This window comes from Pseudonocardia kunmingensis (assembly GCF_006716445.1).
Classification (GTDB): Bacteria; Actinomycetota; Actinomycetes; order Mycobacteriales; family Pseudonocardiaceae; genus Pseudonocardia; species Pseudonocardia kunmingensis.
Window position 1 is genome coordinate 1,942,890 of sequence record NZ_VFPA01000001.1, and the last position, 22,676, is coordinate 1,965,565.

Below are 22,676 nucleotides of genomic sequence, written 5' to 3' on the forward strand. Positions count from 1 at the left end.
AGTCGGTGGAACCTCCGGTCGGGTGGAGTTCCTACGGTACGACGCGTGCAACAGCTGCAGATCCACGATCTGGACGTCGAACGGCTGGCCACCGGCCTGCGGGAGGAGACCGGGGCGTTCGCCCGGGCGGTCGCCGGGCTCGACCCGCACGCCCCGGTGCCGACCTGCCCCGAGTGGCGGGTCAGGGACCTCGTCGGCCACATCGGGCAGGCGCACCGGTGGAGCGCCGAGCTCGTGCGCACGCGGGCCGCGGCACCCGTGCCCGATCCCCGCGCCGCTGAACCCGGCGCCCCACGGGAGTGGCCGGAGTGGCTGCGCGACGGCGCCGACGCGCTCGTCGCCGCGGTCGTCGACGGCGGCCCCGCGACCCCGGTCTGGACGTTCCTCGACGAGCGTCCCGCCGCGTTCTGGCTGCGCCGCATGCTGGCCGACACCGCGGTGCACCACGCCGACGCCGCGGGCGCCGCGCGCGTCGACTTCGCGATCGCCCCGGACCTGGCGGCGGACACGATCAGCGAGGGCCTCGGGCTGATCGCCGCCGCGGGCAGCGCCAACCTGCAGCCCGCGCTGGCCGAGCTGCGCGGTGACGGCGAGACGCTCCAGCTGCGCCCGGACGACCTGGGCGCGGGGTGGCTGATCACCCGCACCCCCGCCGGCGTCATCTGGGAGCGCCGGACGGCCGACGCGGACGTCACGGTCTCGGGGGCGGTGCGGGACCTCCTGCTGGTGTTCTCCCGGCGGACCGACCCCGACGACGACCGGATCACGATCACCGGGGACCGGGCGCTGCTGGACCACTGGTGGGCGCACACGGCCTTCTGATCAGGCCGCGGGCTTCGTCCAGACCAGCGAGTAGCGCCACAGCGCGTGCCTGCGCAGCCGCACACCGGGCAGCTCCCGCTCCGCGGTGCGGCGGACGTCGGCGAAGGTGTCCGGCGGCGGCCACACCGTCGGCGCGGAGTGCTCCCAGTACCCGCGGCGCCTGCGGTGCCAGCGGTGCGCGACCGCGCCTGCGATCTCGTACGGGAGGTCGCGCGGGAGCCGGGTGCGGGGCAGGCCGATCACCGCGAGCACCCCGCCGGGGCGCAGGAGCCCGCGCATCCGGCGCAGCGCGGTGGCCGTGTCCATGTGGTGCAGCACGGCGATCGAGGCGATCAGGTCGAACGACGCGGGCGCGAAGGGATGGGTGAGGACGTCGCCCTGCACGTACTCGACGCCGCCGCCCTGCGCGCGGGCGAGCTCGAGGCTGGGCGCGTCGAGGTCGACGCCGGTGACGGACGGGACCACCGCCCGCAGCTCGCGGGCGAGCATCCCCTCGCCGCACCCGACGTCGAGCGCCGTGCGGCAGTCCGCCGGCACCGCGCCGAGCACCACCGGGTGGTAGTGGATGTTGTGGTTCCACCGCTCGTCAGGCACGGGCACGCCGCCACCCTCCCATGACGCTCACACACCGACTCCTGCCCTCATACACCGACTGCAGTCGGTGCGCGAGCACCACTATCGGTGTGCGAGTGGTCAGCGGCGGGGCAGGCCGAACCGGCGGCGCACCGCCTCCTGCAGCTCCGCGGCCCGCGCCTCGACCTCCGCGTCGAGGTCGTCCAGGTCCGCGGGATCGGCGCGGGGGTCGGGGCCGGGGAGGGGGCGCAGCTTCATCCACGACTCCACCCACAGCGCCTCGAGCACCGCCTCCCAGTGCAGCTGGACCCCGAGCCGGGTGAGCGCCGCGCGCTCGCCCGCCCCGTGCATGGCATCGGCGAGCCCCACGAGCTCACGGGCGAGCGCGGCGGCCCGCTCGCGGTCACGCTCCCGCAGCGCCTCGGCCGCCGCTGTGATGCCGGCGACGACTTCCTTGTACTCGCGGGCCGCGCTCACCGGTCGCTTCCGCAGGTGGTCGCTCACGAGTCCTCCTCGCTGACGCTCGTCGGCCCCGTTCGCGGCGCTGCTGTATTCAATGGTGAGCTCGCAAGCTCGCTCACGTCTCCTCCAGCGACGGCACGATGACGACCTCCGGCTGCGCGTGCTGCGCGCGGTCGAACAGCAGCGCCCGCCCGGGGCGCGGCGACCAGGGGATCATCATCCCGGGCACGAGCGGCTGCAGCTCCGACCCCTGTACGTCCAGGGCGACCCACGCGCCCACGTCGTCGGGCGATGCGCCCATGGTGAGCAACGCCTTGAGGCGCGCCGGGCTGCGCCACCAGCCCAGGACGTGCACGCCGGTCTCCGGGCCGAAGCGCAGCAGCTTGCGCAGCGCCTCCGTGCCCTCGCGCTCGAGGACGGTGTCGGCGGCGTCGGCGGCGTAGAGCACCACGGCGACGGGACGACGCGCCGCGGCGTCGCCGAGCCGGTCGCCGACGTCGCCGGCGAGCGCCACGACCCGGGCCCGCAGGCCGTCGAGCGCGACCGTCTCCGCCCGCTGCCCCGCCGCGACGACCCGCTCGGCCAGCCGTCGCGCCGGCTCGGCGGCCTCGGCGACGAGCGGCGCGATCACGACGTCCAGCTCCCCCCGCGGGTGCCTGCCGGCCAGCGACGCCGCGGCCGCGCCGAGCACGCGCACGGCCTCCCGCCCGACAGAGGCGAACACGGCGAGGTTGCGGCCGGGGGCGTCCGGGAGCGCGACCGCGGCGGCGCTGCCCGCCACGTCGATGCACTGCCCGACGAGCGCGTTCGGCCCGTCCTCGGGGAGACCCGCGAGCAGGTCGGCGAACCGCGGCGACCGGCTCCCGTCGAACAGCCGCGGCTCGGCTCTGCCCTCGGCGTAGGTCTCGTGCAGCGTCCGCTGCACCTCGTCCACCGAGCCCTTGCCCGTCGCATCGGGGATCCGCACGACCTCGTTGCCGTGGCTGATGCCCGACTCGTGGTTGAGCACCGCGTGCCAGCGCGGCAGGCCGAGCGTGGCGTCGTTCAGCTCGGCGAGCACCCGCCGGGCGCGGGGCAGCGCGATCCGCAGCACGAACTGCTCGAAGATCGCCGGCCGGCCCCAGAACGCCTCGATGCCGGAGACGTCCTGGCTGGCCAGCACGAGGTGGATGCCCTGGGAGCGGCCGCGCCGGGCGACGTCCTCGAGCAGCAGCGTGGCCTGCCGCGTGACGGCGTCGCGCTCGGCGAACAGGTACTGGAACTCGTCGACGACGGCGACGATGCGCGGCCACCGCCCGTCCGGGTCGGCCTCGCGCAGCTCCTCGAGCTTGGTGACCTCGTGCGACTTGGCCGCCTCGGCGCGGCGCCGCATCTCGTCGGAGAGGAACTGCAGCAGCGCGAGCCCGAACTCGCGGTCGGTGTTGATGTTGACCCCGACCAGCCGCGCGTGCGGCAGCCAGGTGAGGTCGCGCCGCCCCGGGGCGAACTGGGCGAACGAGACCCCCTCCTTGAAGTCGAGGAGGTAGAACTCCAGCTCGTCCGGCCCGTAGCGGGCGGCCATCGAGCTGATCATGGTGAGCAGCAGGTTGGTCTTGCCCGAGCCACTCGGTCCGCCGATCAGCGCGTGCGGCGCCGAGTCGGCGAGAGCCATCTGCACCGGGAGCCCGTCGGCGAAGCCGATCGGGGCGTGCAAACCGCTCACCGACCGCATGCCGCCCCACTGCGCGGGTGACGGGAGCAGGTCGGCGAACGTGCCGATCCGGCTGCGCCAGCGCTCGTGCTCGTCGGCGATGGCGTGGCACGCGCGCGTGACCTCGGTGGTCGGCAGCGGCGGGTCCGGCTCCACCGTGACGTACTGCCCGGTCATCGACGTGCTCGCGGTACCGCTGTCGTCGAACCGGATCGTCTCGACGGGCGCGTTCACCGTCATCGGGACGTCCAGCAGCACCAGCTGCACGCCGCACGCGAGCCCGCCGCGCGCCACGCGCTGCAGCTGGCGGTGCTCGTCGTCCTTCAGCGCCGCCCGGTTCCCGACGAGGACCGCGACGACCCACGGCTCGGTGCGCCCGCCTGCGGTCTCCGCCATCGCGCGCAGCGACGGGTGGCCGTCGACGAGCACCCGGGTGTGGACGCGGCGGATCCGGTCGGACAGCTCCTCGAGCAGCTGCGCCAGCATGCTCGGGTCGTGCACGGTGAGCAGCCCGGTGCGGGTGAGCGGGTAGAGCCCGGGCATGGACCCGGTGAACTGGCCGACGTCCCACACGTGCAGGTGCACCACGCCGGGCCGGAAGCTGCTCATCACGCGCAGCAGCAGGTTCTCCACCAGCGCCTCGGCGCGCGCCCGGCTGTCGTGGGTGGAGGTGATCTGCAGGTGCGACTCGTCGAGCAGCGGCACGGCGACCGGCAGGCGCGGCTCGGCGCCGCCGATCCGGCCGGTGCCGATCGACCACAACGCCGGCACCGGTCCGGCGCCGTCGATCTTGCCGACCTGGCCGAGCCACTGGTCCGGCTCCCGGCCGGCGGCGTCCGGGGCGGCCTCGGCGAGGATCCCCGCGAGCTGCTCCGGCCCGGTGTCCAACCACTCCCCGAAGGCCGCGGCCCGGTCGGCCCGCACCCGCTCGAGCGGGCCGGCGAGGCGGGGGTTGGTGAGCAGGCCGCGCAGCGCCGGGTCGGCCTGCGCGCCGTCCAGCCCCTCGGTGCGCAGCCACATCTCCGCCATCGCCTCGGCGTGCGCGCGCACGGTGGCGTCCCGCGCGCCCTCGGCGGCTCCGAGCGCGCGCGCCATCGTGGCGCACAGCGCGTCGAAGGCCGCCGTGATGCGCTGCTGGCGCCTGCTCGGTCCGCGTGCCACGGCCTGCCCCTACAGCCGCGCGTCGATGTCGGCGACGACGGCCGCACCGCCGCTGATGAACCCGAGCCCGCGGTCCAGCTCCTCGGCCGCCCGCTGCAGCTCGACGGGCACCAGCGGCTCGGAGTGCTGCGGAGCCAGCCCGTCGAGCACGGCGACGGCGTCGGCGATCCGGTCGCGCGCGACGCCCGCGTGCTGGTAGGCGCTGCCGAGCTGCTCGGCCACGCCCGCCAGCACGAACCGGATCTCACCCAGATCGTTCACAGCCGGTTCGCGACCCCCTCGGACGCCTGGATCGCCGCCTGCACGGCCTGCTGCACCTCGCCGATGCTGCTGACCGCCTGGGCGAGCAGGCCGTTCGCCTCCGAGACGTCGGACTGCGCACTGCCCTCGGTGACGCGCAGTAGCGCCCCCTGCGCCTGCTCCAGTGAGGAGTGCGCCTGCTGCAGCGCTCCGAGACTCTCCGAGGCCTTGTCGTTGGCCAGCGCGATGCCGGCCCGGACCTCTTCGATGCTCGCCATGTCCCGCTGCTCCCCTGATCCCCGTACCCGTCACTACCGGTGCAAATCTAACCGCGCAATGGCTACCCGGCGCATGCGGCCCGTTACTCGGTTTTTCGCCCCGAACGGCCGCCCTACGCTCGTCCGTCGTGGTGCACGGGGACCGCGCGGCGCGGCGCATGATCAGCGATCATGGCAGTCGCGGTGGTGGTGTCCTGATCGGGGCACCGGCCGTCGACTCGCTCGGCAACGGACTGTTCCTCCCCCTGTCGCTGGTCTACTTCGTGCAGCTCACCGAGGTGCCGCTCGCCCTGGTCGGGGTGCTGCTCAGCGTGGCCAACGCGGTCACCCCGCCGATCCCGGTGTGGGCCGGCACCCTCGCAGGTGTTGCAGGCCGCCGGGTTCCTGGCCTACGCCTGGGTAGCGGGGCCCGTGGGCATCCTCGTCTCGGCGTCGCTGGTCGCGATCGGGGTGCGGTTCTTCTGGTCGTCGGTGTTCACCGCCATCGCCGACCACGTGGACGGCGGCCCTGAGCAGCATGATGCTCGGACTCGCCACGTTCCAGTACTCGTTCGCGGTCTCCTCGATCATCGCTCCCGCGTTCTTCGCCACGCTGTTCGAGCTGCTCCCCGCGGCCCCGTGGATCGCACTGGGCCTGCTCAACGCCGCGAGCGTCGCCGGGGTGCTGCTGCTGGAGCGCAGGCTGCCCGCCCGTGCCCTGCGCGGGCCCGCGTCGTCTGTCACTTGACGGTTACGTAGAACTTCGGTTACAAAAGGCGGGTGTCCGACGACGCCGTGTTCGAGGCCCTCGCCGACCCCACGCGCCGGCGCATCCTCGAGCTCGTCGCCTCCGGCGAGCGCACCGCGGGCGAGCTCGCCGCCGAGTTCGCGACGTCGCGGCCCGCCGTCTCGCGGCACCTGCGGGTGCTGCGCGACGCCGGGCTCGTCGCGTGGCGGGGCGAGGCGCAGCGGCGCCTCTACCGGCTCGACGCGGCCCCGCTCGCCGAGGCCGGGGCGTGGATCGAGCGCACGCGCAGCAACTGGGCCGTCCGCCTGGACGCCTTCGAGAAGCACCTGGACGAGAGGTGGAACGACGCATGAGCGAGCACCCCGACACGACCCCCTCCCGCGACGACCGGCGCGGCACGCTGGGCGTCGGCGAGGACGGGCAGTGGCAGATCCGCTTCGAGCGCCGCGTGCCGCACCCGCCCGAACGGGTGTGGGAGGCGCTCGTCGACGTCGACCAGCAGGACCGCTGGGTGCCGGGCGTGCGGATCCACGCGCGCGTCGGCGGCCCGGTCGTCTTCGACTTCGACGCCGAGGGCCGCGCCGAGGGCGAGGTGCTGCGGGTCGACCCGCCACGCGCGCTGGAGCACACCTGGCTGTGGCCGGACGAGCCGGCGTCGACCGTCCGCTGGGAGATCAGCGCGGACGGCGACGGTTCGGTGCTGGTGCTGCTGCACCGACCGCTGCGCTCCGAGCCCGCCTCCGACTACGCCACGGGCTGGCACGCGATGCTCGACGCGCTGGCCGCCCACCTGGACGGCGAGACCCCCGCCGAGCCGGACTACGCCGCCCTGAGCGAGGTGTACGCGGCATCGCGCTGACGCCGCGCGGGAGGTCCGCGGAAGGTCGATGCGATTGGGTCTTGCACTGGGGCCGCTCCGCGTTCGAAGGTGACCACTTCCCCCTCGGGCGAGCACGGCGGAGGTTCTTCAGATGTCGGATGGGTCCCGCGTGGTGCGGGCGGCGTTGCTGCAGGCCAAGTGGACGGGCGACACCGCGTCCATGATCGAGGTGCACGAGTCCTACGCCCGCTCGGCCGCCGAGCAGGGGGCGCGGGTGATGGGGTTCCAGGAGGTCTTCAACGCCCCGTACTTCTGCCAGGTGCAGGAGGCGGAGCACTACCGGTGGGCCGAGTCCGTCCCGGACGGCCCGACGGTGCAGCGCATGCAGGCGCTCGCCCGGGAGACCGGGATGGTGCTGGTCGTGCCGGTCTTCGAGATCGAGAGCGCGGGCAACTACTACAACACCGCCGCCGTGATCGACGCCGACGGCAGCTACCTGGGCAAGTACCGCAAGCACCACATCCCGCAGGTCAAGGGCTTCTGGGAGAAGTACTACTTCAAGCCGGGCAACCTCGGCTGGCCGGTCTTCGACACCGCGGTCGGCAAGGTCGGCGTCTACATCTGCTACGACCGGCACTTCCCGGAGGGCTGGCGCGCGCTCGGCCTCGCGGGCGCGCAGATCGTGTTCAACCCGTCGGCCACGAGCCGCAGCCTGTCGTCCTACCTGTGGAAGCTCGAGCAGCCGGCCGCGGCCGTGGCCAACGAGTACTTCGTGGCGGCGATCAACCGCGTCGGCGTGGAGGAGTACGGCGACAACGACTTCTACGGCACGAGCTACTTCGTCGATCCCCGCGGGCAGTTCGTCGGGGAGGTCGCGAGCGGCTCCGACGAGGAGCTCCTGGTCCGCGACCTCGATCTCGGGCTGATCGACGAGGTGCGCCAGCAATGGGCGTTCTACCGCGACCGGCGTCCCGACGCCTACGGGCCGCTGGTGCAGTCATGAGCGGCCCCGACGACCTGCTCGCCCGCACCCGCGCGGTCCTGCCGTCGTGGCTGGCGGTCTACTACCAGGAGCCCATCGAGATCGAGCGGGGCGAGGGCCGCCACGTCTGGGACGCCGACGGCCGCCGCTACCTGGACTTCTTCGGCGGCATCCTCACCACGATGACCGCGCACGCGCTGCCCGAGGTCACCAAGGCCGTCTCCGACCAGGCCGGGCGGATCATCCACAGCTCCACGCTGTACCTGAACCGGCCGATGGTGGAGCTCGCCGAGCAGATCGCCGCCGTCTCCGACATCCCGGACGCGAAGGTCTTCCTCACGACGTCGGGCACCGAGGCCAACGACACCGCGCTGCTGCTGGCCAGCTCGCTGCGCCGGTCGAACCAGATCCTGGCCCTGCGCAACAGCTACCACGGCCGGTCGTTCTCGACGGTGGCGATCACCGGGAACCGGACGTGGTCGCCCACGTCGCTCTCCCCGTTCCAGGTCTACTACGTGCACGGCGGGCAGCAGTACCGCTCGCCCTACGCGGGGCTCTCGGACGGCGAGTACATCGCCGCCTGCGTGACCGACCTGAACGAGGTGCTCGACCAGGCGGGCGGCGACGTGGCCGCGCTGATCGCCGAGCCGATCCAGGGCGTCGGCGGCTTCACCTCCGGCCCGGACGGCCTGCTCGGCGCGTTCGCCGACGTGCTGCGCGAGCGCGGCATCCTCTGGATCTCCGACGAGGTGCAGACCGGCTGGGGCCGCACCGGCGAGCACTTCTGGGGCTGGCAGGCACATGGCTCGACGCCCGACATCGTCACCTTCGCCAAGGGCATCGGCAACGGGCTGTCGATGGGCGGGGTGATCGCCCGCGCCGAGGTGATGGACTGCCTCGGCGCCAACTCGATCTCGACGTTCGGCGGCTCGCCGCTGACGTCGGCGGGCGCGCTGGCCAACCTGCGGTACCTGCTGGACCACGACCTGCAGGGCAACGCCGCCCGGCACGGGCCGACGCTGCTGGACGGCCTGCGGGCACACGGGTCGCCGATCATCGGCGACGTCCGCGGCAAGGGCTTGATGATCGGTGTCGAGCTCGTGCGCCCGGGCACCGGCAGCCCGGGCGAGCCGGCACCCGAGCTGGCCAACGCCGTGCTGGAGGCCTGCAAGCGCCGCGGGCTGCTCGTCGGGAAGGGCGGGCTGCACGGCAACGCACTGCGCATCGCCCCGCCGCTCACCCTCACCGCCGAGGAGGCCGAAGAGGGGCTGGCCATCCTCGTGGCCGCGATCGAGGAGGTCACGCCGTGAGCCGCACGCTGATCCGCAACGGCCTGGTGATCACCGCGTCGGACGAGCTGAGCGCCGACGTCCTCATCGAGGACGAGAAGATCGTCGCGGTCGTCGACCCTGCGGTGGCGCAGGGCTTCACCGCCGACACCGTCATCGACGCCACGGACCGCTACGTCATCCCCGGCGGCGTGGACGCCCACACGCACATGGAGATGCCGTTCGGCGGCACCGTCGCGTCCGACACGTTCGAGACCGGCACCCGGGCCGCCGCATGGGGCGGCACCACCACGATCGTCGACTTCGCGATCCAGCCCCGCGGCGGCTCGCTGCGCGAGGGCCTCGACGCATGGCACGCGAAGGCCGACGGCAACTGCGCCGTCGACTACGCCTTCCACATGATCATGTCCGATGTCACCGACTCCTCCCTCAAGGAGATGGAGGCCCTGATCGGGGAGGGCATCACCAGCTTCAAGCTGTTCATGGCCTACCCGGGCAACCTCTACAGCGACGACGGGCGGATCCTGCGCGCGCTGCAGAAGGGCGCCGAGACCGGCGGGCTGATCATGATGCACGCCGAGAACGGCATCGCGATCGACGTGCTCGTGGAGCAGGCGCTGGCCCGCGGCCAGAGCGACCCGCGCTACCACGGCGTGGTGCGCCACGCGCTGCTCGAGGCCGAGGCCACGCACCGGGCGATCAAGCTCGCGCAGGTCGCGGGGGCGCCGATCTACATCGTGCACCTGTCGGCGATCGAGGCGCTGGCCGAGATCACCCGCGCCCGCGACGAGGGCTACAACGCCTTCGCCGAGACCTGCCCGCAGTACCTCTACCTCTCGACGGCGGACCTGGCCCGGCCGGGCTTCGAGGGCGCCAAGTACGTCTGCTCCACACCGCTGCGCCCGGTGGACCACCAGGCGGCGCTGTGGCGCGGGCTGCGCACCGACGACCTGTCGGTGGTGTCCACCGACCACTGCCCGTTCTGCTTCAAGGACCAGAAGGAGCTGGGGCTCGGGGACTTCTCCAAGATCCCCAACGGGCTGCCGGGCGTCGAGACCCGGATGGACCTGCTGCACCAGGCCGTGCTCGACGGGCACATCGGGCGGCGGCGCTGGATCGAGATCGCCTGCGCCACGCCGGCCCGGATGTTCGGGCTGTACCCGCGCAAGGGCACCATCGCCCCGGGCGCGGACGCCGACGTGGTCGTCTACGACCCGGCCGCCCAGCAGGTGCTGTCGGCGCAGACGCACCACATGAACGTCGACTACTCGGCCTACGAGGGCAAAGCGATCACCGGCCGCGCGGAGACCGTGATCTCCCGGGGCCGGGTGATCGTCGACGATGGCGAGTACCGCGGGAGCGCCGGCCACGGCCGCTTCCAACAGCGGTCGACGTGCCAGTACCTCAAATGACGGTCAACACCCCGCACCTTGGAGCCACATTGCTGTCCTGGCGGCCGAAAAACAGCAGTAAGGCTCCACGGTGCGCTCGGGGCGGGAGCACGTGATGGACGTGGGGCTCGTCCTTCAGACCGATCCGCCTGCTCGGGCCGTCGTCGACCTCATGGTGAGGGGTGAGTCGCTGGGGTTCAGCCACGGCTGGACGTTCGACTCGCACGTCCTGTGGCAGGAGCCCTACGTCCTCTACCCGCGGATCCTGGAGCGGACGTCACGGCTGGTCGTCGGGCCGATGGTGACCAACCCGGCGACCCGCGACTGGACGGTCATCGCCTCCATGCACGCCACGCTGGGCGAGCAGTTCGGCAACCGGACGGTCTGCGGCATCGGTCGCGGCGACTCCGCCGTGCGCGTGCAGGGCCGCCCGCCCACCACGCTGGCGCGGCTCGAGGAGTCGATCCACGTGATCCGTGAGCTCGCCGAGGGCCGGGCCGTGGAGATGCACGGTACGACCGTGCAGATCCCCTGGGTCGCCGAGGGCGCGCAGCTGCCGGTGTGGATGGCCGGGTACGGCCCGAAGGCGCTCGACCTCGTCGGGCGCGCCGCCGACGGGTTCATCCTGCAGCTCGCCGACCCCTACCTCGTGGAGTGGACGATCAAGACGGTGCGGGCCGCGGCGGAGGCCGCGGGCCGCGACCCGGCATCGATCACGATGTGCGTGGCCGCGCCCGCGTACGTCGGCGAGGACCTGGGCCACGCCCGCGACCAGTGCCGCTGGTTCGGCGGGATGGTGGGCAACCACGTCGCCGACCTCGTCACGCGCTACGGCGAGGGGTCGGCGGCCGTGCCCGCGGCGCTCACCGCCTACATCGCGGGCCGCGACGGCTACGACTACAGCCACCACGGCCGCGCGGGGAACCGGTCCACCGACTTCGTGCCCGACGAGGTCGTCGACCGCTTCTGCCTGCTCGGCCCGCCCGCGGCCCAGCTGGAGCGGCTCGCCGAGCTGCGGGAGCTGGGGGTCGACCAGTTCGCTGTCTACGCCATGCACGACGCCCGCGAGTCGACGATCGAGGCGTACGGCGCCTCGGTCATCCCCGCGCTCTCCTGAGCGAGAAGGAGCCCTGTGTCCGGATACGTCATCCTGAACGGCGAGGTCACCGACCCCGACGCCTACGAGGAGTACAAGGCGGGAGCCCAGCGGGTCGTCGCCGAGCACGGCGGGCGCTTCCTCGCCCGCGGCGGCGCGGCCACCGTGGTGGAGGGCGAGTGGCTGCCGCGGGTCGTGGTGGTCGAGTTCCCCAGCTACGACGCCGCGCTCGCCTTCTACCGGTCACCGGAGTACCAGCGGCTGGTCGAGATCCGGAAGGCGTGCAGCACCGCGTCGGTCGTGATCGTCGAAGGAGCTCCCGCCCCGCAGTGATCCACCCCGCCGGCGCGTCGCTCAGACGGTCCGGATCGTCGCCATCATGGCCATGTCCTCGTGCTCGAGGTTGTGGCAGTGGAAGACGAACCGGCCGGCGTGCTCGGTGAACCGCACCGCGACGTCGACGACCTCCGCCGGGCGGATGTCCACCGTGTCCTTCCACCCGCCGTCGTAGGGCGAGGGCGGCCGCCCACCTCGGCTCAGCACCTGGAACGCGTCCAGGTGCAGGTGGACCGGGTGGTGGACGTCGGTGACGAACCGCCACACCTCGGTCTCGCCGAGCGGGATGTCGGCGATCGAGGAGTTCGGGTCGAAGGACGTTCCGTTGATCGTCCAGCCGGTGTGGCCGCCGACGGGGCCGCGCGCGAAGTCGAACGTGCGCAGGGTCGCGCCGGGCGGCGCCACGAGCGGCTCGACGTCGGCGAGCCGGTCGGGCACCCGGCTGTCGTCGGCGGCCGTGCGCACCACCCGGAAGCGCATGACGTCGCCCGCGCGCCCCGCGTCCAGCCCGTTGACCATCGTGACCTCGGTGCCGACCGGGAGCGCCGAGAAGTCGACGACCACGTCGAACCGCTCACCCGGCGCCATCTCGATGGCCTCGTGCACGACCGGTGCGGCGAGCAGCCCGCCGTCGGAGCCGATCTGCACGAGCGGGACGGCCGGCCCGCCGGGCACGGTCAGCGCGATCCGGAAGCGCCGGGCGTTCGCGGCGTTGAGCAGCCGCAACCGGTACCGCGCGGCGTCCACCTCGTGCACCGGCCAGGGTGCGCCGTTGACGAGCACGACGTCGCCGAGCACGCCCTCCATCCACGCGTCCTCCACACCGGGCACCGAGCGCATCCCCTGGTCCAGGCCGGGGTAGGCGAACGAGCCGTCCGCGGCGAACGCGCGGTCGCAGATCATCAGCGGCAACTCGCGGTCGCCGCGCGGGAGCGGGAGCGCGTCCTCCGCGTCGTCGCGCACCAGGTGGAAGCCGGCGAGCCCGCGGTAGACCGCCGGAGCGGTGAAGTCCATGCGGTGGTCGTGGTACCAGAGCGTGGCGGCGCGCTGGTCGTTCGGGTAGCGGTGCTCGCGCTCGCCCGCCACCGGGTCCCCGACCATCCCGTGGTGCCCGGTCCAGTCGCTGGTGTCACCCACCGGGAGCACGAGGTCGAGCGGCCACCCGTCGTGCTCGGCCGGCGTGTGGCCGCCGTGCAGGTGCACCACGGTGGGCACCGGCAGCTCGTTGCGGTGCCGCACCACGACGGGGCGCCCGCGGCGGGTCTCGAACGTCGGCCCGGGGAAGATCCCGTCGTAGCCGAGGACGGGTGTCCGGTAGCCGGGGATGATCTCCTGCTCGGCCACGCGTTGCGTCACCCGGTAGAGCTCCGCACCCGACCCGTCGACGCCGACCGGCCGCGCGACCGGCGGCACCGGCAGCGGCACCCGGAACGGCTCGGGCAGCGGCAGCGTGCTGGCCAGCACCTCGCCGGTGGACCCGGCGGGGAGCGACCCGCACGCCGGGAGCGCCGCCAGCGCCGCGGCGCCCCCGAGCAGCCCGAGGAAGCCCCGCCGCGACACCCGCGGGCTCATCGCCGCCCCCGTGGCCGGGCGGCCACCGGCATCCACGCCCAGGTCGTGAGCAGGACCGCGCCGACGACGATCCCCACACCGAGCGGCACGTGCAGGTTCAGCTCGCGGCTGTAACCGACGCCGATCTGGAAGCCGTCGGCGAGGAACAGCAGGACGGTGACCGGCAGGATCCACACCCGCCCCCGGACCACGAGCACGTAGGCCAGCGCCGCGGCGATCACGAACATCGCGACGAGCGCCAGCAGCGAGCCGACGAGCCCGTGCGCGGCCATCGCGTCGACGTCGCCGATCAGGTACCGGCCGGCGAGGACCGGCTGGGCGAGGACCGCCAGCAGGTGCACCGAGAGCATCAGCCGCAACGTCCAGAGGGTGATCCGGGGTCTCCGAACGGGAGCCGCCGGTGGCGCGAGGGTGTCCACACCGCGACGCTATAGGTAGCGCGTCTACATATGAATCCGGGAGATCCCTGATCCCGCCCCGGATCCGGAGACGCCCGGGCTAGGTAGAGTCCCTATGCATGAAGCCCGACGTCGTGCGCGGCCACCTGGACGGCCTGATCCTCGCCGTCCTCGAGGACGGGCCCCGCCACGGCTACTCGATCATCGAGGCGTTGCAGGCCCGCAGCGGCGGGCGGCTGGACCTGCCCACGGGCACCGTCTACCCCGCACTGCGCCGGCTGGAGCGGGCCGGGCTGCTCTCGGGCGCGTGGAGCACGGTCGGCGGGCGCGAGCGGCGCACGTACACGCTCACCCGCGCCGGGCGGCACTCGCTCGCCGGGCAGCGGGCCGACTGGCGCGAGTTCAGCGCCGTGGTGGACGCCGTGCTGCGGCTCCCCGGCACCGCCCGGGACGCGTCGTGACCGCGGCCGCGGACCCGGTGGCCGCTCACGTCGCCGAGCTCGACCGCCTGCTGCGCGGCCCCGGCACCGTCAAGCGCAGCATGATCGCGGAGGTGCACGGCGGGTTGCAGGACGCGGCCGACGCCTACCGGGCCGGTGGGCTGGAACCGCTCCCCGCGGCGGCCGCGGCCGTGCAGGACTTCGGCCCGGTGCGCGCGGTGGCGCCGCTGATGCAGGAGGAGCTCACCGTGCGCCAGGGCCGCGCGACCGCACTGCTGCTGGCGCTCGTGTTCCCCGCGATGGTCCTCGGCTGGGACCTGCTGTGGAGCTCCGGCATCGGCTGGCCCGGCCCGGCACCGGCCGTCGTCGCCGCGCTGGCCCGCGTTCAGGACGTCGCGAGCTTCGGGATCGCGGCGGCCGCGCTCGCGCTGCTCGTCGCCACGTTCCGGCGCAGCGGCGCCCCCCGGTGGATCACCGGGCTGGCCGGCCTCACCGCCGCCACGGGCGCGCTCGTCTGCGGCGGCACCGCCATCGTGATGAACCTGGCGCACGCGCCGCAAGCGGGTCTGATGCTCACCACGAGACCCCTCGCGCTGGTCGCGGTCGTCGTGAGCGCCCTGGTGCTCGTGGTGGTGGTCCGCTCCGCCGTCCGGTCGCTGCGGGTGGCGTGGGCGTCGACGCGCTCGGACCAGGGAGCGCACGCGCAGGTCGGGTAGGGCCGCGGCGAGCACGTCGAAGTCCCGGTCCCGGTCGCGGAGGTACTCGATCCACACCGAGGAGTCGATCAGCTCCACTCGCGGTCCTCGATCTCCTGTACCCGCGACTCCCGCATCTCGTCGAGGTCGCCGTCCCAGCCGATCCCGCGCATGCTCTCGAAGAACTCAGGCGACAGCCGCGGCCCCACGAGCCGGCGCAGGGCCAGGTCGACGGCTTCCTCCTTCGTCTCGAGCCCGAACTTGCGCATCGCCTCGGTGACGAGCTCGTCGTCGATGTCGATGTTGGTGCGCGCCATGCACATTCGATACACCCGCCATACACCGACAGCAGCTGTCAAGGATGCACGCGATGCTGGCGACATGACATCGACGGAGAGGCCGCCGGCCGGACGGATCGCGCTCGTGGCGGGTGCGACGCGGGGCGCGGGCCGGGGCATCGCGGTGGAGCTCGGCGCCGTGGGTGCCACGGTGTACGTCACCGGCCGCACGACCCGGGAGCGGCGCAGCGAGTACGACCGGTCCGAGACGATCGAGGACACCGCCGACCTGGTGACGGCCGCGGGCGGCACCGGCATCGCGGTACCCACCGACCACCTGGTGCCCGAACAGGTCGAGGCACTCGTGGCCCGCATCCGGGCCGAGCAGGGCCGCCTCGACGTCCTGGTCAACGACATCTGGGGCGGCGAGTACCTGACGGAGTGGGACAAGACCGTCTGGGAGCACCCGCTCGATGCCGGGCTGCGGATCCTGCGCCTCGCGATCGACACGCACCTGATCACGGCGCGGTACGCGTTCCCGCTGCTCATCGAGCGGCCCGGCGGGCTCGTCGTCGAGGTCACCGACGGGACGGCGGAGTACAACGCCGAGAACTACCGCCTCAACGCCTACTACGACCTCGCCAAGATCGCGCCCATCCGGCTGGCCAGCACCTGGGCGCACGAGCTCGGCCCGCACGGCGGTACGTCCGTGGTGATCACGCCCGGCTGGCTGCGCTCGGAGATGATGCTCGACCACTACGACGTCGCCGAGCAGAACTGGCGCGACGCGTGCGCGAAGGAGCCGCACTTCGCGATCTCCGAGACCCCGCACTTCGTCGGCCGCGCCGTCGCCGCGCTGGCCGCCGACCCCGACCGCGGGCGGTGGCAGGGCGCCAGCCTGTCCAGCGGCGGGCTCGCGAAGGAGTACGGCTTCACCGACCTCGACGGCTCGCGGCCGGACTGCTGGCGCTACATCGTCGAGGTGCAGGACGCGGGCAAGCCGGCGGACGTGACGGGCTACCGCTGACGATCGGACGAGCGGCACCTTCGTCCGATCGGTGTGGACGAGAGCGCCGCTCGTCCGGGCCGCAGTCCGTCCGAGCAGTACGCCACGGCGGTCACGCCACCACAGCGCGCGACTCGCAGCGATCAGGCAGCGTTGATCGACCCGAGCAGCGCGTCAGCGCGGTCGGGCGCACCGTCACGTGCTGCTCAGATGGATCAAGGCGCTAGCCCAGGTTGTTCGCCGCCAGCCACTCCGTCGCCACCGACTCCACGCTGTTGGTGGCGGCGTCGGCGAGCTTGCGGTTGAGCTCGATCAGGCCGTCGGTGGTGAGGGCTGCCGAGATCGCGTTGAGGGTCTCGCGCACCTGGTCCGTGGCCTTCGCCTCGTTGATCAGCGGCAGGACGTTCTGGGCCGCGAAGTTGTTCTTCGGGTCCTCCAGCGCCACCCATCCGCGGTCCTCGATGACCGGGTCGGTGGTGAACAGGTCGGCGGCCTGGATGGTGCCGTCCGCCAAGGCCGCGACCGTGAGCGGGCCGCCCGCGTCGAGCGAACGGAACTCGCTGAACGTGCAGCCGTAGAGCCGCTCGATCCCGGGCAGGCCGTAGGGCCGCTCGGCGAACTCGGGCGGTCCACCGAACACGAGCTCCCCGCACGCCGGGCCGTAGTCGGCCAACGAGGTGCCGTACCGCTGCGCCGTCTCGGCCGTGACGACGACGGCGTCCTTGTTCTCCGCGGCGGACTGCTCGAGGACGGTGAGCCCGTCCGGGAGCTTCTGGGTGACCTCCTGGTACACCGCGTCCGGTGCAGTGGCCGTGGTCTGCGGGTCGATCTCCTGGAGGAGGTTGCCGCTGTACTCCGGGATGAGGTCGATGGAGCCGTCCTGCAGTGCAGGGAAGTAGACCTCTCGGCTGCCGATGCCGAACTGGCGCTCCACAGTGACGCCCTTGGCCTCCAACGCCTGTGCGTAGATCTCGCCGAGCAGCCGGTTCTCGGTGAAGTTGGCCGAACCGATCCGGATGGTGTCGGCCGCGGCGGGCGGCTGCTCGGCGGCGGTGCCTGCGGAGCCGCCGGCGAGCGGGTCGCCGCCGCCCCCGCAGGCCGTGAGGCCGACGGCGATCAGGCCGGCCAGCGCGACGAGAGTGCGATTCATGATGCAGTTCCTCCTGCGAAGACGGGGGCCGTTCGGGGGGCCCTCCGGCGGGCCTGCGCCGAGCGCAGGCCGGGTGAGACGATCAGGCGTTGCAGGCCGCCGAGCAGCCCTTCGACGACCAGGGCGAGCCCGGCGACCAGCACGGCGCCCGCTGCCATCTCGGTGTAGTCGTTGCGGGCGAGGCCGTCGATCAGGAACCGGCCCAGCCCGCTGAGGCCGATGTAGGCGCCGATGGTGGCGGTGGCGATCACCTGCAGGGTGGCGGTGCGCAGCCCGCCGAGGATCAGCGGCACCGCGATCGGCAGCTCCACCTTCGTGAGCACCTCCCGCTCGCGCATGCCCACGCCGCGGGCGGCGTCGACGACGGCGGGGTCGGCGTTGCGCACTCCCGCGTAGGTGCCGGCCAGCAGCGGCGGTACCGAGAGGATCACCAGCGTGATCGTGAGCGGCAGGACCCCGAGGCCGGTGAAGCCCACCAGCAGCGTGAGCAGCCCGAGCTCGGGCAGCGCGCGCAGCCCGTTGGCCGACCCGACCACGAGGAAGCCGCCCCGCCCCGTGTGCCCGATCGCCGCACCGATCGGGATCGCGATCGCCGCGGCGATCAGCAGGGCTTGCAGCGTGTAGCCCAGGTGGTCGAGCAGCCGCGCCGGCACGCCGGTGTTGCCCGACCAGTTCGAGGGGTCGGCGAACCAGGCGACGACCTCGGCGACGATGTTCACCGGGCGCCCCCCGCCCGGCTCCACGGCGTGAGCACGCGCCCGAGCAGCAGCAGCACCGCGTCACCGGCCAGCGCCAGGAGCACGATCAGCCCGATGCCGGTGATGATCTCGGTGGGAAACTGCAGCTGGAAGCCCTCGGTGAAGAACTCACCGAGGCCGCCGACACCGATCAGGGCGCCGACGCTCACCAGGCTGATGCTCGACACGGTGGCGACCCGCAGCCCGGCGACGAGCACCGGGACCGCCAGCGGCAGCTCGACGTCGAGGAACCGCCGGGCCGGGCGGTAGCCCATCGCCGTGGCGGCCGCGACGACGAGCCCTGGCACCGCCGCGAGCGCGTCGGCGACGCTGCGCACGAGCAGGGCGACGGTGTAGATCGTGAGGGCGACGATGATGTTGATCTCGGACAGGATGCGGGTGCCGAGGATCCCGGGGAGCACGACGAACAGCGTGAGCGACGGGATCGTGTACAGCACCCCGGCCGCCGGGACCAGCACCGCCCGCGCGACCCGGTAGTGGTTCGCCAGCCAGCCGAGCGGCACCGACAACACCAGCCCGACCACTACCGGGATGAGCGCCAGCCGCAGGTGCTCGACGGTGAGATCCAGGATCCGGTCCGCGTTGGCGGGGATCCAGCTCCAGATCACGCAGCCGCCTCGTGCTCCCGCGCGGCGTCGAGCACGGCGAGGACGTCGCCCGCGGTGACGGAACCGACGACGGCACCGCCCTCGTCGACCGCGACGCCCACGCCCGACGGCGACGACAGCGAGGCGTCCAACGCGCTGCGCAGCGAACCGGAGCCGATGTCGTAGAGCGAGCCCCCGGGCACCAGGTGCGCGGGGTCGACCGTGGGGGTGCCGTTGCGCTCGGCGCCGTTGAGCCATCCCTGCGGGTGCCGCTCGGAGTCGACGACCAGCACCCACGCGTCCTCGTCGGGCACCGGGTCGCCGAGGGCGACGGTGGCCAGCTCCCCGATCGGGATGGCGTCGGAGGACAGGAAGCCCAGGCCCCGGTAGCCCCGGTCGCGCCCCACGAAGTTGTCGACGAAGTCGTCGACGGGCCGCGCGAGCAGCTGGCCGGGCTCGTCGTACTGCGCGAGCACACCGCCGACCCGCAGCACCGCGACCTTGTCGCCGAGCTTGATCGCCTCGTCGATGTCGTGGGTGACGAAGACGATGGTCTTGCCCAGCTCGGACTGCAGCCGCAGCAGCTCGTCCTGCAAGCTCTCGCGCACCACCGGGTCGACCGCGCTGAACGGCTCGTCCATGAGCAGGATGGGCGGGTCGGCCGCCAGCGCCCTTGCCACCCCCACCCGCTGCTGCTGGCCGCCGGACAGCTGGGCGGGGTAGCGCTTGGCCATCTCGCGGTCCAGGCCGACGAGCTCCATCAGCTCCGCGGCGCGAGCGCGGGCCTTCGCCTTGCTCCAGCCCAGCAGCAGCGGCACGGTGGCGATGTTGTCGAGGATGGTGCGGTGCGGGAACAGCCCCGCCTGCTGGATGACGTAGCCGATGCCCCGGCGCAGCTCGGCGGCATCGACGGCGGTGACGTCGCGCCCGTCGACCGTGATCGTGCCGCCGGTGGGCTCGATCATCCGGTTGATCATCCGCAACGACGTGGTCTTGCCGCACCCCGACGGACCGACGAAGACCGTGATCTTGCCGGCGTCCACGGCCAGGTCGAGGGAGTCGACCGCAACGGTGCCGTCGGGGAAGCGCTTGGTCACGCCCCGGAACTCGATCATCCGGGAGACCTCCGTGTTCACCGACGACCCCTTGCCGGTCGTCGCGTCCCCGCGAGGCTATCCCGAGGCACCGACAACCGCGACCGATGTGACGCGACCGCGATCCCGCCTCATCGGCCTGCGGAGGCGGGTGTCGCCAGTCTGCCCCGCAGGAGCACGTCCCGCAGGCCGACGGCGCGGACCGGGCGGGAGAACAGCCAGCCCTGGTAGGCGTCGACGCCGATGCCGCGCAGCACGTGGAACTGCTCGGCCGTCTCCACGCCCTCGGCCACCGTGGTGCGACCCATCGCTCGCGCCATGTCGACCACGGCGCGGGCGACGGCGAAGTCGGCCGGGTCGTCGGCGACGCCGGTGACGAACGCCCTGTCCACCTTCACCGTCTGCGCGGGCAGCTCCTTGAGCCGGGCCAGCGACGAGTAGCCGGTGCCGAAGTCGTCCACCGCGAAGCGGACGCCGCGTTCGGTGAGCTCGGCCATCGCGGCCAGCGCGTGCGGCGGCAGGGCGACGAGGCTGGTCTCGACCAGCTCGAGCACCAGCTGGTCCCAGGCGAGCCCGGCCGCGTCGACCGCGTCGCTGACCGCGGCGAGGAACCCCACGTCCCCGGGGAGCAGGCCGGCGAGGTTCACCGCGACGGCGCAGCGGCGGCCCAGGTGCTCCGGCCAGCCGGCGGCCTCCCGGGTGGCGGTGCGCAGCACCCACAGGTCCAGCTCCCGCAGCAGCCCGCTGCGCTGCGCGACGGGGAGGAAGTCGGCGGGCGGGATCAGGCCGCGCTCCGGGTGCCGCCAGCGCACGAGCGCCTCGGCCGAGAGCACCGCGCCGTCCGGGCCGACGACCGGCTGGTAGTCCAGGACGAGGCCCTCACCCGCGATCGCCGCGCGCAGCTCCGCCTCCAGCTCGAGGGCCTTGGTGGCGGAGCTCACGACGCCGTCGGTGGCGATCCCGATCCCGCCGCGCGACTGCCGGCGCTTCGCGTCGTGCATCGCCGCCTCGGCGAACCGGAGCAGGTCCGCGGCCCGCACCTCGCCGGTCGGGACCGGCGTCGCCAGCCCGACCGAGGCCGTCATCTGCACCGGCCGGCCGCACACCGTGATCGTGGTGCGCAGCAGGTCGGCGACCGTGCGGGCGAGCTGGTCCGGCCCCCCGACCTCGGTGTGGTCGGCGCAGATCACGACGAACTCGTCGCCGCCGAGGCGCGCGGCCGTGCAGCCGAACGGCAGCTCCCGCTGCAGCCGGCCGGCGAGCGAGACGAGCAGGTCGTCCCCGGCGTCGTGACCGAGCGAGGAGTTGACGCGGGCGAAGTCGTCGAGGTCGCCGCACACCACGGCCACGCGCTCGCGCTCGGGGCCGGCGAGCAGCCGGTCCACCATCTGCAGGCAGGCGGCGCGGTTGGGCAGCCTGGTGAGCTCGTCCACCGTGCCGGCACTGCGCAGCAGCTCCTCGGCCCGCCTGCGGTCCGACACGTCGGCGCAGGCCACCAGCCACAGCCAGCCACCGTCGTCCGCGGTGGTGACGGAGACGGCCAGCTCGCACCACACCGTGGTGCCGTCCCCGCGGCGCAGCGGCGCGCTCTCGACGCGGTAGCCGTGGTCCGCACCCGGCGGCAGCGGGCGCAGCCACTCCGGCAGTCCCTGCCCGGCGGGCACCTCGTCCGCGGACAGCGCGGACGCCGCCACGCCGCGGAGCCGCTCCAGCGGGACGTCGAGCAGCGCGCACAGCGCCGCGTTCGCGTCGAGCACGCGGCCCGAGGGGTCGAGCAGGACGACCCCGCCGGGGGCGACGGCCATCAGGTCGGCGAACCGCTCGCAGCAGCGCTCCACGCGCCTGCGCGCCACCCGCTCCGCGCTCACGTCGTGCACGACGCCGATCAGCCGCACGGGCACGCCGTCCTCGGTGTGCTCGACCTGGGCGCGGCAGCTGAGCATCCCGTCCCCGGGCAGCTGCAGCTCGACGTGGTGGTCACCGGTGGGCGCTCCCGTGCGCAACGCCCGGCACAGCGCCGCGACCTGCTCGCCCTCCACCGGTCCGGCACCGGCGCCGTCCGGGTCGACGCCCACGGCGCGGTAGAGCTCCTCGAGGGTCTCGCTGCGGTGCAGCGTGGCCGTCGCCAGCTCGAACGACCACGTGCCCACGCGGGCCAGCCGCTCCAGCTCGGTGACCCACACCGGGTCCACCACCGGCGCCGCGTCCCGCGCGAGCAGCACGATCACCGCCATGTCCGTGCCGGGCACGGGCCAGCGCACCGGCCGCACCGGCACCACGACCCCGTCCGCCCGCACCAGCTGCGCGTCGGCGTCGGGGCCGAGGACGAGCTTGTGCAGCCGGACGCCGGCCAGGTCCGCCTCGTCCGCCCCGGCGAGCCGGGCGAGCGCGGCGTTGGCCCGCACCACCCGCTCCTCGCGGCACACCAGCGCGGGCTCGGCGGGCAGCGCGACCGCCTCCGGCGTCGCCACGGGGACGACGCCGCCGCCGAAGACCGCGTCGCGCAGCGCCGGGAGCGGGCTGCCGTCCGGGCCGTCCTCCCGCTCGCCTGCCGGCGCCTCGACCACCGCCCGAGCCAGCCGCGACGCGAACAGCGCGGCCTCCGGGTGCACCTCGCCACCGAGCGTGGCCCGGCGCGAACGGTGCAGGTCCGTCCGCAGCACCGCGTCCGAGGCGAACCCGGTGCCCGTCGGCTCGGTCGGCGGCTCGATCGCCGCGCCCCGTCCGGAGCGGTGTCCGAGCTCTCTCACGGCGATCTCCCAGCGTTGCGGCCTCGACACTCACAGCTTCAACGACGACACCCGCCACTGGATCTGGCCGAACTGCCCGAT

General features: G+C 73.5%; 26 protein-coding genes. 13 read left to right on the top strand and 13 right to left on the bottom strand.

Features of this window, described 5'->3' with window-relative positions; genetic code table 11:
- Nucleotides 1-45: 45 nt before the first annotated feature.
- The gene (locus FB558_RS09170) at nt 46-822 is read left to right on the top strand and encodes a maleylpyruvate isomerase family mycothiol-dependent enzyme (protein WP_246106334.1); all 777 of its coding nucleotides are present in this window, start codon (nt 46-48) and stop codon (nt 820-822) included.
- Here FB558_RS09170 and FB558_RS09175 read toward each other — a convergent pair whose 3' ends face one another.
- The 5 genes from FB558_RS09175 to FB558_RS09195 form a co-directional block, all read right to left on the bottom strand.
- A complete protein-coding gene (locus tag FB558_RS09175) occupies nt 823-1,422 on the bottom strand; it encodes a class I SAM-dependent methyltransferase (protein ID WP_142050333.1) in 600 nt (199 codons plus the stop codon).
- A 93-nt stretch (nt 1,423-1,515) separates the two neighbouring features.
- Nucleotides 1,516-1,899: a hypothetical protein gene (locus tag FB558_RS09180; protein ID WP_142050336.1), complete on the bottom strand. Its 384-nt coding sequence runs from the start codon at nt 1,897-1,899 to the stop codon at nt 1,516-1,518.
- 73 nt (nt 1,900-1,972) lie between these two features.
- Nucleotides 1,973-4,708, bottom strand: a complete 2,736-nt coding sequence (locus tag FB558_RS09185; protein WP_142050339.1) for an FtsK/SpoIIIE domain-containing protein — start codon at nt 4,706-4,708, stop codon at nt 1,973-1,975.
- Nucleotides 4,709-4,717: 9 nt separating this feature from the next.
- The gene (locus FB558_RS09190) at nt 4,718-4,969 is read right to left on the bottom strand and encodes a hypothetical protein (protein ID WP_142050342.1); all 252 of its coding nucleotides are present in this window, start codon (nt 4,967-4,969) and stop codon (nt 4,718-4,720) included.
- The gene (locus tag FB558_RS09195) at nt 4,966-5,226 is read right to left on the bottom strand and encodes a hypothetical protein (RefSeq protein ID WP_094923702.1); all 261 of its coding nucleotides are present in this window, start codon (nt 5,224-5,226) and stop codon (nt 4,966-4,968) included. The genes FB558_RS09190 and FB558_RS09195 overlap by 4 nt, the downstream gene beginning before the upstream one ends.
- A 128-nt stretch (nt 5,227-5,354) precedes the next feature.
- Between FB558_RS09195 and FB558_RS09200 the strand changes: the two genes are divergently transcribed.
- From FB558_RS09200 to FB558_RS09235, 9 genes are all read left to right on the top strand, one after another.
- Nucleotides 5,355-5,738 carry a hypothetical protein gene (locus FB558_RS09200; RefSeq protein ID WP_211366237.1) on the top strand — a complete coding sequence of 128 codons (384 nt, stop codon included), beginning with the start codon at nt 5,355-5,357 and terminating at the stop codon, nt 5,736-5,738.
- 5 nt (nt 5,739-5,743) lie between these two features.
- Complete coding sequence (locus tag FB558_RS43170) at nt 5,744-5,953, top strand: hypothetical protein (protein WP_170231117.1); 210 nt, start codon at nt 5,744-5,746, stop codon at nt 5,951-5,953.
- Nucleotides 5,954-5,985: 32 nt separating this feature from the next.
- Complete coding sequence (locus FB558_RS09205) at nt 5,986-6,306, top strand: ArsR/SmtB family transcription factor (protein ID WP_142050345.1); 321 nt, start codon at nt 5,986-5,988, stop codon at nt 6,304-6,306.
- A complete protein-coding gene (locus tag FB558_RS09210; RefSeq protein ID WP_142050348.1) occupies nt 6,303-6,812 on the top strand; it encodes an SRPBCC family protein in 510 nt (169 codons plus the stop codon). The genes FB558_RS09205 and FB558_RS09210 overlap by 4 nt, the downstream gene beginning before the upstream one ends.
- A gap of 112 nt (nt 6,813-6,924) precedes the next feature.
- Nucleotides 6,925-7,776 (top strand): nitrilase-related carbon-nitrogen hydrolase, encoded by an 852-nt coding sequence (locus FB558_RS09215; RefSeq protein WP_142050351.1) that lies wholly within the window; start codon nt 6,925-6,927, stop codon nt 7,774-7,776.
- Nucleotides 7,773-9,065, top strand: coding sequence for an aspartate aminotransferase family protein (locus tag FB558_RS09220; RefSeq protein ID WP_142050354.1), 1,293 nt, complete (start codon nt 7,773-7,775; stop codon nt 9,063-9,065). The genes FB558_RS09215 and FB558_RS09220 overlap by 4 nt, the downstream gene beginning before the upstream one ends.
- The gene (gene hydA, locus FB558_RS09225) at nt 9,062-10,456 is read left to right on the top strand and encodes a dihydropyrimidinase (RefSeq protein ID WP_142050357.1); all 1,395 of its coding nucleotides are present in this window, start codon (nt 9,062-9,064) and stop codon (nt 10,454-10,456) included. Before FB558_RS09220 ends, hydA begins: the two co-directional genes overlap by 4 nt.
- A gap of 94 nt (nt 10,457-10,550) precedes the next feature.
- Complete coding sequence (locus tag FB558_RS09230; protein ID WP_142050360.1) at nt 10,551-11,552, top strand: TIGR03842 family LLM class F420-dependent oxidoreductase; 1,002 nt, start codon at nt 10,551-10,553, stop codon at nt 11,550-11,552.
- A gap of 15 nt (nt 11,553-11,567) precedes the next feature.
- Nucleotides 11,568-11,864: a DUF1330 domain-containing protein gene (locus FB558_RS09235; protein WP_142050363.1), complete on the top strand. Its 297-nt coding sequence runs from the start codon at nt 11,568-11,570 to the stop codon at nt 11,862-11,864.
- Nucleotides 11,865-11,885: 21 nt separating this feature from the next.
- On the opposite strand, the gene FB558_RS09240 is transcribed toward FB558_RS09235, so the two are convergent.
- Together FB558_RS09240 and FB558_RS09245 are read right to left on the bottom strand one after the other, a co-directional pair.
- The gene (locus FB558_RS09240; protein WP_142050366.1) at nt 11,886-13,439 is read right to left on the bottom strand and encodes a multicopper oxidase family protein; all 1,554 of its coding nucleotides are present in this window, start codon (nt 13,437-13,439) and stop codon (nt 11,886-11,888) included.
- Entirely contained in the window at nt 13,436-13,858 is a 423-nt protein-coding gene (locus FB558_RS09245; protein ID WP_142050368.1) for a hypothetical protein, read from the bottom strand. Before FB558_RS09245 ends, FB558_RS09240 begins: the two co-directional genes overlap by 4 nt.
- Nucleotides 13,859-13,956: 98 nt before the next feature.
- Between FB558_RS09245 and FB558_RS09250 the strand changes: the two genes are divergently transcribed.
- Both FB558_RS09250 and FB558_RS09255 read left to right on the top strand, forming a co-directional pair.
- Nucleotides 13,957-14,298, top strand: coding sequence for a PadR family transcriptional regulator (locus FB558_RS09250; protein ID WP_142050369.1), 342 nt, complete (start codon nt 13,957-13,959; stop codon nt 14,296-14,298).
- Nucleotides 14,295-14,993 carry a hypothetical protein gene (locus FB558_RS09255; RefSeq protein WP_142050371.1) on the top strand — a complete coding sequence of 233 codons (699 nt, stop codon included), beginning with the start codon at nt 14,295-14,297 and terminating at the stop codon, nt 14,991-14,993. The genes FB558_RS09250 and FB558_RS09255 overlap by 4 nt, the downstream gene beginning before the upstream one ends.
- 68 nt (nt 14,994-15,061) lie before the next feature.
- Here the strand turns inward: FB558_RS09255 and FB558_RS09260 are convergent, their stop codons facing one another.
- Nucleotides 15,062-15,289, bottom strand: coding sequence for a type II toxin-antitoxin system VapB family antitoxin (locus tag FB558_RS09260; RefSeq protein WP_142050374.1), 228 nt, complete (start codon nt 15,287-15,289; stop codon nt 15,062-15,064).
- A 64-nt stretch (nt 15,290-15,353) separates the two neighbouring features.
- Here FB558_RS09260 and FB558_RS09265 point away from each other — a divergent pair, with 64 nt between their 5' ends.
- Nucleotides 15,354-16,277 carry an SDR family oxidoreductase gene (locus FB558_RS09265; protein WP_142050377.1) on the top strand — a complete coding sequence of 308 codons (924 nt, stop codon included), beginning with the start codon at nt 15,354-15,356 and terminating at the stop codon, nt 16,275-16,277.
- 202 nt (nt 16,278-16,479) lie between these two features.
- On the opposite strand, the gene FB558_RS09270 is transcribed toward FB558_RS09265, so the two are convergent.
- The 5 genes from FB558_RS09270 to FB558_RS09290 all read right to left on the bottom strand — a co-directional run bounded on the left by FB558_RS09270 (nt 16,480) and on the right by FB558_RS09290 (nt 22,595).
- Nucleotides 16,480-17,406 carry an ABC transporter substrate-binding protein gene (locus FB558_RS09270; RefSeq protein ID WP_142050380.1) on the bottom strand — a complete coding sequence of 309 codons (927 nt, stop codon included), beginning with the start codon at nt 17,404-17,406 and terminating at the stop codon, nt 16,480-16,482.
- Nucleotides 17,403-18,125: an ABC transporter permease gene (locus FB558_RS09275; RefSeq protein WP_142050383.1), complete on the bottom strand. Its 723-nt coding sequence runs from the start codon at nt 18,123-18,125 to the stop codon at nt 17,403-17,405. The genes FB558_RS09270 and FB558_RS09275 overlap by 4 nt, the downstream gene beginning before the upstream one ends.
- Nucleotides 18,122-18,772: an ABC transporter permease gene (locus FB558_RS09280; protein WP_142050386.1), complete on the bottom strand. Its 651-nt coding sequence runs from the start codon at nt 18,770-18,772 to the stop codon at nt 18,122-18,124. The genes FB558_RS09275 and FB558_RS09280 overlap by 4 nt, the downstream gene beginning before the upstream one ends.
- The gene (locus FB558_RS09285; protein WP_142053929.1) at nt 18,769-19,866 is read right to left on the bottom strand and encodes an ABC transporter ATP-binding protein; all 1,098 of its coding nucleotides are present in this window, start codon (nt 19,864-19,866) and stop codon (nt 18,769-18,771) included. Before FB558_RS09285 ends, FB558_RS09280 begins: the two co-directional genes overlap by 4 nt.
- 110 nt (nt 19,867-19,976) lie before the next feature.
- Complete coding sequence (locus FB558_RS09290; protein WP_170231252.1) at nt 19,977-22,595, bottom strand: putative bifunctional diguanylate cyclase/phosphodiesterase; 2,619 nt, start codon at nt 22,593-22,595, stop codon at nt 19,977-19,979.
- Nucleotides 22,596-22,676 lie beyond the last annotated feature (81 nt).

What these genes read in the sequence shown, in the direction of transcription:
- FB558_RS09195 (WP_094923702.1), bottom strand. Translation starts at nt 5,226, where the DNA reads ATGGCGAGCATCGAAGAGGTCCGGGCCGGCATCGCGCTGGCCAACGAC.
- FB558_RS43170 (WP_170231117.1), top strand. Translation starts at nt 5,744, where the DNA reads ATGATGCTCGGACTCGCCACGTTCCAGTACTCGTTCGCGGTCTCCTCG.
- FB558_RS09210 (WP_142050348.1), top strand. Translation starts at nt 6,303, where the DNA reads ATGAGCGAGCACCCCGACACGACCCCCTCCCGCGACGACCGGCGCGGC.
- FB558_RS09215 (WP_142050351.1), top strand. Translation starts at nt 6,925, where the DNA reads ATGTCGGATGGGTCCCGCGTGGTGCGGGCGGCGTTGCTGCAGGCCAAG.
- FB558_RS09220 (WP_142050354.1), top strand. Translation starts at nt 7,773, where the DNA reads ATGAGCGGCCCCGACGACCTGCTCGCCCGCACCCGCGCGGTCCTGCCG.
- FB558_RS09230 (WP_142050360.1), top strand. Translation starts at nt 10,551, where the DNA reads ATGGACGTGGGGCTCGTCCTTCAGACCGATCCGCCTGCTCGGGCCGTC.
- FB558_RS09240 (WP_142050366.1), bottom strand. Translation starts at nt 13,439, where the DNA reads ATGAGCCCGCGGGTGTCGCGGCGGGGCTTCCTCGGGCTGCTCGGGGGC.
- FB558_RS09250 (WP_142050369.1), top strand. Translation starts at nt 13,957, where the DNA reads ATGAAGCCCGACGTCGTGCGCGGCCACCTGGACGGCCTGATCCTCGCC.
- FB558_RS09260 (WP_142050374.1), bottom strand. Translation starts at nt 15,289, where the DNA reads ATGGCGCGCACCAACATCGACATCGACGACGAGCTCGTCACCGAGGCG.
- FB558_RS09265 (WP_142050377.1), top strand. Translation starts at nt 15,354, where the DNA reads ATGACATCGACGGAGAGGCCGCCGGCCGGACGGATCGCGCTCGTGGCG.
- FB558_RS09270 (WP_142050380.1), bottom strand. Translation starts at nt 17,406, where the DNA reads ATGAATCGCACTCTCGTCGCGCTGGCCGGCCTGATCGCCGTCGGCCTC.
- FB558_RS09285 (WP_142053929.1), bottom strand. Translation starts at nt 19,866, where the DNA reads ATGATCGAGTTCCGGGGCGTGACCAAGCGCTTCCCCGACGGCACCGTT.